The sequence below is a fragment of the Myxococcus llanfairpwllgwyngyllgogerychwyrndrobwllllantysiliogogogochensis genome (assembly GCF_006636215.1).
Taxonomy (GTDB): domain Bacteria; phylum Myxococcota; class Myxococcia; order Myxococcales; family Myxococcaceae; genus Myxococcus; species Myxococcus llanfairpwllgwyngyllgogerychwyrndrobwllllantysiliogogogochensis.
On the sequence record NZ_VIFM01000126.1, the window covers coordinates 23,432 to 31,007 of the forward strand.

At 68.3% G+C, this 7,576-nt stretch carries 8 protein-coding genes; 4 read left to right on the forward strand and 4 right to left on the reverse strand.

Translation table 11 applies throughout. The features are described from left to right. Positions 1-7 precede the first annotated feature (7 nt). Entirely contained in the window at positions 8-1,597 is a 1,590-nt protein-coding gene (locus FJV41_RS27450) for an amidohydrolase (protein ID WP_141645529.1), read from the reverse strand. A gap of 225 nt (positions 1,598-1,822) precedes the next feature. Next, a complete protein-coding gene (locus FJV41_RS27455; RefSeq protein WP_141645530.1) occupies positions 1,823-2,044 on the reverse strand; it encodes a hypothetical protein in 222 nt (73 codons plus the stop codon). 220 nt (positions 2,045-2,264) lie between these two features. Here FJV41_RS27455 and FJV41_RS27460 point away from each other — a divergent pair, with 220 nt between their 5' ends. From FJV41_RS27460 to FJV41_RS27470, 3 genes are read left to right on the forward strand one after another with little or no spacing between them, the layout of a single operon-like run. Beyond that, positions 2,265-3,575 (forward strand): glycosyltransferase, encoded by a 1,311-nt coding sequence (locus FJV41_RS27460; protein WP_141645531.1) that lies wholly within the window; start codon positions 2,265-2,267, stop codon positions 3,573-3,575. Positions 3,576-3,627: 52 nt separating this feature from the next. Then, on the forward strand, positions 3,628-4,938 hold the full coding sequence (locus FJV41_RS27465) for an NfeD family protein (RefSeq protein WP_141645535.1): 1,311 nt from the start codon (positions 3,628-3,630) through the stop codon (positions 4,936-4,938). Further along, positions 4,935-5,780 carry a slipin family protein gene (locus FJV41_RS27470; RefSeq protein WP_141645532.1) on the forward strand — a complete coding sequence of 282 codons (846 nt, stop codon included), beginning with the start codon at positions 4,935-4,937 and terminating at the stop codon, positions 5,778-5,780. The genes FJV41_RS27465 and FJV41_RS27470 overlap by 4 nt, the downstream gene beginning before the upstream one ends. 492 nt (positions 5,781-6,272) lie before the next feature. Here FJV41_RS27470 and FJV41_RS27475 read toward each other — a convergent pair whose 3' ends face one another. Continuing rightward, on the reverse strand, positions 6,273-6,461 hold the full coding sequence (locus FJV41_RS27475; protein ID WP_141645533.1) for a hypothetical protein: 189 nt from the start codon (positions 6,459-6,461) through the stop codon (positions 6,273-6,275). Positions 6,462-6,635: 174 nt separating this feature from the next. Here FJV41_RS27475 and FJV41_RS53905 point away from each other — a divergent pair, with 174 nt between their 5' ends. Then, complete coding sequence (locus FJV41_RS53905; protein ID WP_246137445.1) at positions 6,636-7,070, forward strand: hypothetical protein; 435 nt, start codon at positions 6,636-6,638, stop codon at positions 7,068-7,070. Between the two features lie 7 nt (positions 7,071-7,077). Here the strand turns inward: FJV41_RS53905 and FJV41_RS27485 are convergent. Then, positions 7,078-7,576 (reverse strand): DUF2721 domain-containing protein (locus tag FJV41_RS27485; protein WP_306440903.1); only part of this gene is annotated, 499 nt, incomplete at its 5' end.

The following is a 7,576-nucleotide window of genomic DNA, read 5'->3' on the forward strand; positions in this document are numbered from 1 at the left end:
CCGGTGCTCAAGGCGAGGCGCGGTACACCTCCACGCCCGCCACCACCGTCGCCAGCACCTGCGCATCCACCAGCGCCTTCGCGGGTCCCTCCACCGGGTCCACCGACAGCGCCACGAAGTCCGCGTCCTGTCCTGGCGCCAGCCCGCCGCGCCTGGCCTCCTCGAAGGAGGCCCACGCCGGCCCCCGCGTGAAGCCCTCCAGCGCCTCGTACCCCGACAGCGCCTCCTCCGGCAGCCAGCCGCCCTCCGGTCTTCCCGTGGCGTCCTGTCGCGTGCGCGCCGCGTACAGCCCCGCCAGGACGTCCGGGTTTTCGATGGGGAAGTCGCTGCCCAGCGCGAGGTTCGCCCCCGCTTCCTTCAGGCTGCGCCACGCATAGGACCCCCGGAGCCGCTCGCGGCCCAGCCTCGCTTCCGCCCATGGCATGTCGCTGGTGGCATGGGTGGGCTGCACGCTCGCCACCAGCCCCGCCGCGCCCAGGCGGGTGATGTCCTCGCGCCGCAGAATCTGCGCGTGCTCCACGCGGTGTCTCAACGCCTTCGTGCCTGTCTCCTCCGACACGCGCGTGAGCACATCCACCACCAAGGTATTGGCACGGTCTCCAATGGCGTGGATGCAGACCTGGAAGCCCTTCGACATGAAGGCACGCGCCCGCGACTCGAGTTCCTCGGGCGACATCAACAACAGGCCGCGCTGCCCGGGCTCGTCACAGTAGTCCTCGTGAAGCGCCGCGCCCCGGCTGCCCAGCGCACCATCCGCCAGGAACTTCACCGCCCGCATCTTCAGCATCCGCCCCTGCCAGGGGCCCTGCTCCAGATAGGCGTGCCGCTCGTCCCCCTGTCCCGCCGCCATGGCGTAGATGCGCAGCGGGAGCGTGCCCTCCGCGTCCCACTGTTGAAGCAGGCGGAAGGCATCCAGGTCCATGCCGGCGTCGTGGACTCCCGTCAGTCCTACTTGTGCACAGCGCTCCAGTGCCGCGCGGAGCCGCGTCTCGAGCTGCGCCTTCGTGGGCGGCGGCATCGCCGCGGCCACCACGTCCATGGCGTTGTCCACCAGCACGCCCGTGGGCTCGCCCCTCGCATCCTTCAGGATGCGGCCACCCTCGGGGTCCTGCGTGTCGCGGGAGATGCCTGCCCTGCGCAGCGCCTCGCCGTTCACCCAGGCCGCGTGGTGGTCCACTCGCGTGAGGAACACGGGCGTCGTGGGGAAATGGGCATCCAGCTCGGCCCTCCCCGGAAAGGCACCACCGGGCCACTCGTTCTGGTCCCAGCCTCTTCCCAGAAGCCAGTCGCCCTGGAAGCTGGACTCGGGCGCTTGTGACAACCGACGCACCGCCTCCTCCACGGACGGCGACTTCTCCAGTCGCACCGTCGTCAGACTGCGACCCAGGCCGTGCAGATGCGCGTGAGCATCCACCAGTCCTGGCACCACCGTGGCGGCTCCCAGGTCCACCTCTCGCGCACCGGGCGCCGTCGCTCTCACTTCGTCGCGAGTGCCCACCGCCACCACGCGCCCGTCACGCACCGCCAGGGCTCGCGCCAGCGGACGCTCCGTGTCCAGCGTCCAGATTCGCTCTGCCAGATAGACCGTGGTCTGCACCGTGCGCCTCCGCCTGTCCCGGCGGATTCAGCCTCCGCGCGGGTCCGCGCGAACTGTGCGCGAGCCGAGCGGCCGTGTCACGAGGACCGTCTGATGGTGTCACGACCTCGGGGACCAGGAGAGGAGCACCCTCCAGGCTCGCGACTCGCCGCGGCGGACCTCCGTCGCATGACGCCGCGCGACTCCGGCTGCGACTGCGTCTCCGGTCTGTCGCGTGACGCCGCGCTACTCCGGCTGCGGCTGCGTCTCCGTCGTGCCCGCGTCGGGCTGGGCGGGCATGGGCGTGGCGGGCCCGGGCGGTTCGTCCGGTACGGTTTGCACGGGCTCCCTCACCTGGTCAGGGCCCTGAAGCGGCTCCTGCTCTTCCGTTCCAGGGGGCTGGGTGGTCTTGCAAGCCAGCGGTACGGCGGCCAGGCACAGGGCGGCGATGAGGACGACACGGCGCATGACTCCTCCCCTTCGAGTCTTGGCACGACTTGGGCGGCCCACGCCGCACGAGAAAAGGTGCTGCCTGTGGAGCATCCTCACCACCCGGTAAGCAGCCCGGCATGCGGGCGCCCACTTCTGATGCTGGCTACCGGACATGCACGCGGCACCTCGGGAAGACCCCGTCGGGCATGAGCACCGTTGGCTCGGGAGTGTCCTCACACCCCGGGAGCCTCAAGCCATGTTGGATGTCGTGGATGTCGGCAAGCGCTCACTCGCCACCTATCGCGGTGTCGCTCCCGACGCGCAGCTCGACGCCCTCTCACACTGCGCCGAACGACTGCGCGGCGCTCGCTGTCTGCACCTCAGCGCCACGCCCTATGGGGGAGGCGTCTCCGAAATCCTCCGCTCGCTGGTCCCCCTCTACAACGACCTGGGCATCGTGACCGACTGGAAGCTCATCCACGGCGACGAGGCCTTCTTCCAGGTCACCAAACGCATCCACAACGGGCTCCAGGGCGCTCCGGGCGAGCTCACCGAGTCCGAGAAGGCCATCTATCTGGCCAACTCCCAGCTCAACGCCCGCCGACTCATCTCCGACTCCGAGGACTACGACTTCATCTTCGTCCACGACCCGCAGCCCGCGGCGCTCGCGGCCCTCAGCGGCAATCGCGACGCGCGATGGATATGGCGCTGCCATATCGACACCTCTCGACCCAACCCCAGCTTCTGGGAGCTGCTGTCGCCCTACCTGCTCGACTACGACGCCGCCATCTTCACCCTGCCGGAGTTCATTCCTCCCGCGCTCCCCATCCGGAACGTGCGCGTCCACGCGCCAGCCATCGACCCGCTCAGCCCCAAGAACCATCCTCTTCCCGAGCCCCTCGCGCGCGACGTGCTCGAGTGGATTGGCATCCGCACCCACCGGCCCCTCGTCACGCAGGTCAGTCGCTTTGACCGCTGGAAGGACCCGCTGGGCGTCGTCCGCGCCTACCAGCGCGTGCGTCCACATGTCCCCGACCTGCAGCTCGCCCTGGTCGGCTCGCTCGCCCTGGATGACCCCGAGGGCTGGGAGGTCTACGAGGAGCTCCGCGCGGCCACCCGGCACGATGGACTCATCCACGTCCTCACCAATCTGGTCGGCGTGGGCAACATCGAGGTCAACGCACTCCAGGCTCGCTCGGAGGTCGTCGTCCAGAAGTCCCTGCGCGAAGGCTTCGGGCTCGTCGTCTCCGAAGCGCTCTGGAAGGGCACTCCCGTCGTCGGCGGGCGCACGGGCGGCATTCCGCTGCAGCTTCCCGAGGGAACTGGCGGAGTCCTCGTGGACACAGAGGAGGAGTGCGCCGAGGCCCTGCTCCACCTGCTGCGCCAGCCCGACGAGGCCCACCTCCTGGGTGAACGCGGGCGAGAGCATGTGCGCCAGCACTTCCTCATGCCACGGCTGCTGCTGGACCACCTGAGGCTGCTCGACGCCATGTCCTCCGCACGGCCCCTTCCCGCGCGAGACATCGTCCCATCGCATCCTTCCCCCCTCTCTCTTCAGGGGGTGTGACTTGCGCTCACGCCACGTCCAGTTCGGGAAGACCGGAGCCGCGTTGCTCTTGATGCTGATGGCCCTGGGCCTGCTCGCGGCGACACCTCCAGCGAGCCCCACGCCCGGCTCCTCCACCGTGGCCTCCTGTGAGCTGGAAGGCGTGGTGGACACCGGCTCGGGCGCCTATCTGTCCGACTGCGTGCGGCGCGCGGAGGCTGGTGGACACTCGGCGCTGCTGGTTCGATTGGATACGCCGGGCGGCTCGCTGGAGGCGACTCGCGCCATCGTCCGGGCGTTCCTCGGCTCCTCCGTGCCGGTGCTCGTCTGGGTGGGGCCCTCCGGCGCGCATGCGGGCAGCGCGGGCGTCTTCATCACCCTGGCTTCCACGCTTGCGGCCATGGCTCCCGGCACCAACATCGGCGCCGCGCATCCTGTCGCGGGTATCACCGGACAGGACCCGGAGGCGACCGGCGGTGCTCAGATGGCTCGGAAGGTGGAGAACGACACCGTCGCGTTCGCGGAGAGCATCGCTCGGCAGCGGGGCCGCAATGCCTCGTGGGCCGCCTCCGCCGTGCGCGACAGCGTCTCCATCAGCGCGAACGCCGCCGTCGAACTGCGCGTGGTGGAGCACCTCGCTTCCAGCGAGTCGGAGTTCCTCGCGTGGGCGGATGGACGCTCGGTGCAGGTGGCGGGGGGCGATACGGTGCGGCTGTCCACTCGCGACGCCCGACTCGTGGAGCTGACTCCGAGCCTTTCACAGCGCGCGGTCCATGCGCTCGCGCATCCCGCGATTGTCTATCTGCTGTTCCTCATGGCCGCGCTGGGACTGGTCGTCGAGCTGGCACACCCGGGTGGTATCGCCCCCGGACTCATCGGCGTGGTCGCGCTGGTGCTCGCGCTGGTGGCCTCGTCCGCGCTGCCCGTGAGCACGGGGGCCTTGCTCCTCTTGCTGCTCGGCGCGGCGCTCATCATCGCGGAGCTGTTCGTCACCAGTGGATTGCTTGGCGCCACGGGCGTGGTGTTGCTGGGCCTGGGGGGACTGTTCCTGGTGGACCGCGTGGACCCGGACTGGTTCGTGGACCGCTCCTTCGGGGTGTCGTGGGCGTGGCTGATTCCCACCACGTTGGTCCTCGCGGGCGCGGCGGCCTATGTCGCGTGGAGGAGCGCGCAGACGCGGCGACTGCCCCAGCGCGGCGGAGACGTGGGACTCGTGGGCGAGGAGGGCACCACGCTGGCCCCCGTCACTCCCGAGAGCGGTGAAGTGTTCGTCCATGGTGAGCGCTGGCGCGCCACCTCTCCCTCACCCATCCAGCGCGGCGCACACGTGGTGGTGCGGCGCGTGGAAGGGCTCACCCTCTTCGTCGACGAGGTGAAGACATGACCGACCTGTTCGGACTGCTCGGGTTCCTCATTCCGCTGGGCGTGCTCTTCCTGTTGTTCATGTCCGGAGTGCGCATCGTCAACGAGTACCAGAACGGCGTGGTGTTCCGGCTCGGCCGCTTCGTGGGGTTGAAGCGCGCGGGCTTTCGCTGGCTCATCCCCTTCGTGGAGCGCATGGTCATCATCGACCTGCGCACCGTGACTCGCGATGTGCCTCCACAGGACGTCATCACCCGCGACAACGTCAGCGTGAAGGTCAACGCCGTCGTCTACTTCCGCGTCATCCATGCGGACAAGGCCGTGCTCCAGGTGGAGGATTATCTCTATGCCACCAGCCAGCTCGCGCAGACGACGCTGCGCGCGATTCTGGGTCAGGTGGAGCTGGACCAACTCCTCAGCGAGCGCGAGCGCATCAACCACGAAATCCAGCAGGTGCTCGACGCGCGCACGGACCCGTGGGGCATCAAGGTCTCCAACGTGGAGGTGAAGCACATCGACCTGCCCCCGGAGATGCAGCGGGCCATCGCTCGACAGGCGGAGGCTGAGCGCGAGCGTCGCGCGAAAATCATCGCCGCCGAGGGTGAACACCAGGCCGCCGAGAAGCTCGCCATGGCGGCGGACGTGCTCAGCCGCAATCCCGCCACGCTTCAACTCCGCTATCTGCAGACGCTGGTGGAGATCACCACGGGCGGCAATCACACCATCCTCCCCATCCCGCTCGACATCCTGCGCGCCGTCGGCGCCGCGGCGGCTCGCAGCGGCTTCGGCTCGGGCGAGGACGACAGGCGCCACTCCAACAGTCATGGCGACGAGGACGGACCTCCCGTAGGTGGATTGACGTAGGCTCTCGCTCAGGTCTCCCACCTGAGCGAGTCCATGGATGATTCCATCGCCTTGTCGGCATCACCTTGGGGCAGCCGCCTGCTTCTCGCTCGCCCTGGCGTGCGCCCCCTCTCGTCTTTACTTCCTGAGCAGTGAACTTCCCGTGCTCGAAGGAAAGGACATCCTGCGGGTGTCACCCGGTCCGTGGGAGCGGGGGGAGGTCCCTGCTGTGTATTCGGACGCGGCCACCGTTCCAGATGACTTGCTCATTCCCGCCCTCAAGACCTTGATGACCTTGCCTGGGGCCACCGACGCGTGCGAGCCGGGCACGGGGCGCCCTCGCGCGGACGCAGCGGAGTACTGCCTCGCTGTCTATCGAACGCCGGAAGACTGGCAAGTGTCCTGGCCCATTCGGAATCTCACGGGCGAACGAAGTGCCTGCAGTCCTCCCTTTGGTGGGGTCGATGACAAGGACTTTGGTCGAGACCTCCCCATCTTCGGATTCGCGCACAATCATCCTTGCGGCACGAACGTGAGCAGCTCGGACTTGAGGGTGTCTCCCGCGATGAAATCAGCCGAAGGACACTGGAGCATGGTGGAGTACGCGGTGGCGCCCAACGGAAAGCCGGCGCGTGACTCGCGGGGCCAGTTGATTCCGGCATGGGCATGGCTCGCGACAGGAAGAGCCGCAGCGCCTCGCATCTACAAGTGGAACCTCGCAGGCGAAGTGTTCCGATGGAGCGAGACTGGGAAGCGCTGGGACTTCCAGGCAACGTGCGAGCCCCAGAGGCCCAGCAACCTCTCCGCCGTGGTACCGCCTCCACGGTGCGTTCCCGAGTTGGACACGAAGGTCGAAGCTGCCCAGGAGTGACCTCCATGCTGAAGCCCCACTATCTCATCCTCCTCGTCTCGCTCGTGGCGGATGGCGGCACGGAACCACCCAAGGCGAAGGCATCGACTCCTGTCACGGATGCGGGCACGCCCCGCCCAAACAGTGTCGACACAATCCCCTGGCCCAAGGACCTGCGTCCCCTGGCCACGCTGGATGGACCCGCCGTTGTCGCGGCCCACGCCGCGCTTCAACAGGTGCTGTCACGATTTCCCAAGGGAGCGTCGACGGCGTGTGAGTTCTCGGCCAGGTCCCTGGAGGTCGTCGTAGGACAGGAGGCGGGCCTGTACTTCGTGCGCATCGACCGCCGCCCCGAGCGGTGTGGCTGGGCCCCTGGAGTCAGCCTCGAGTTCGACTGGTTCGAACTCTATGCGGTCTCCTCGGACGGCCGCGTCCTCGGTCGCCATCCGTACATGCCCTAGCGAGGCCTCATGACGGCGGGCGGGTGATTCCGAAGAGTTCCTCCCGCTCCAGCTTGATGGCCAGGCGGCTCAGCCGCAGCGAGGCCAACGCGAGCACCGCCACCGCTCCCAGCAACAACACGCCAATGGCGAAGGACAACACCGGCAGCGACTCCGGGATGTCGAGCTGACGCTTCGTCAAATACAGCAACGACGTCACCACGAACGCCAACAGCGCCGTGTACGTGAGCGCGATGGCCCTCGCGAGTATCGCGTGCCGCCGGTCCAGGATGACCACCTCCTGCCGCAACAAATCCCGCCGCGAGTTCCCCTCCGGCAACTGCCGCGCCTCCCTCAACATCTCCCGCATCCGCGTCGTCATCCGCGCAATCTGGTTGTCCAACCCCGTCGCCACGATGCCACACGCCGACACCATCACCGCCGGCGTCACCGCCGTCCCAATCAGCCGTATCGACGAGAGGTCCAACCCATCCGACACACCGTTCATCCCCCCTCTGTTCCACCCG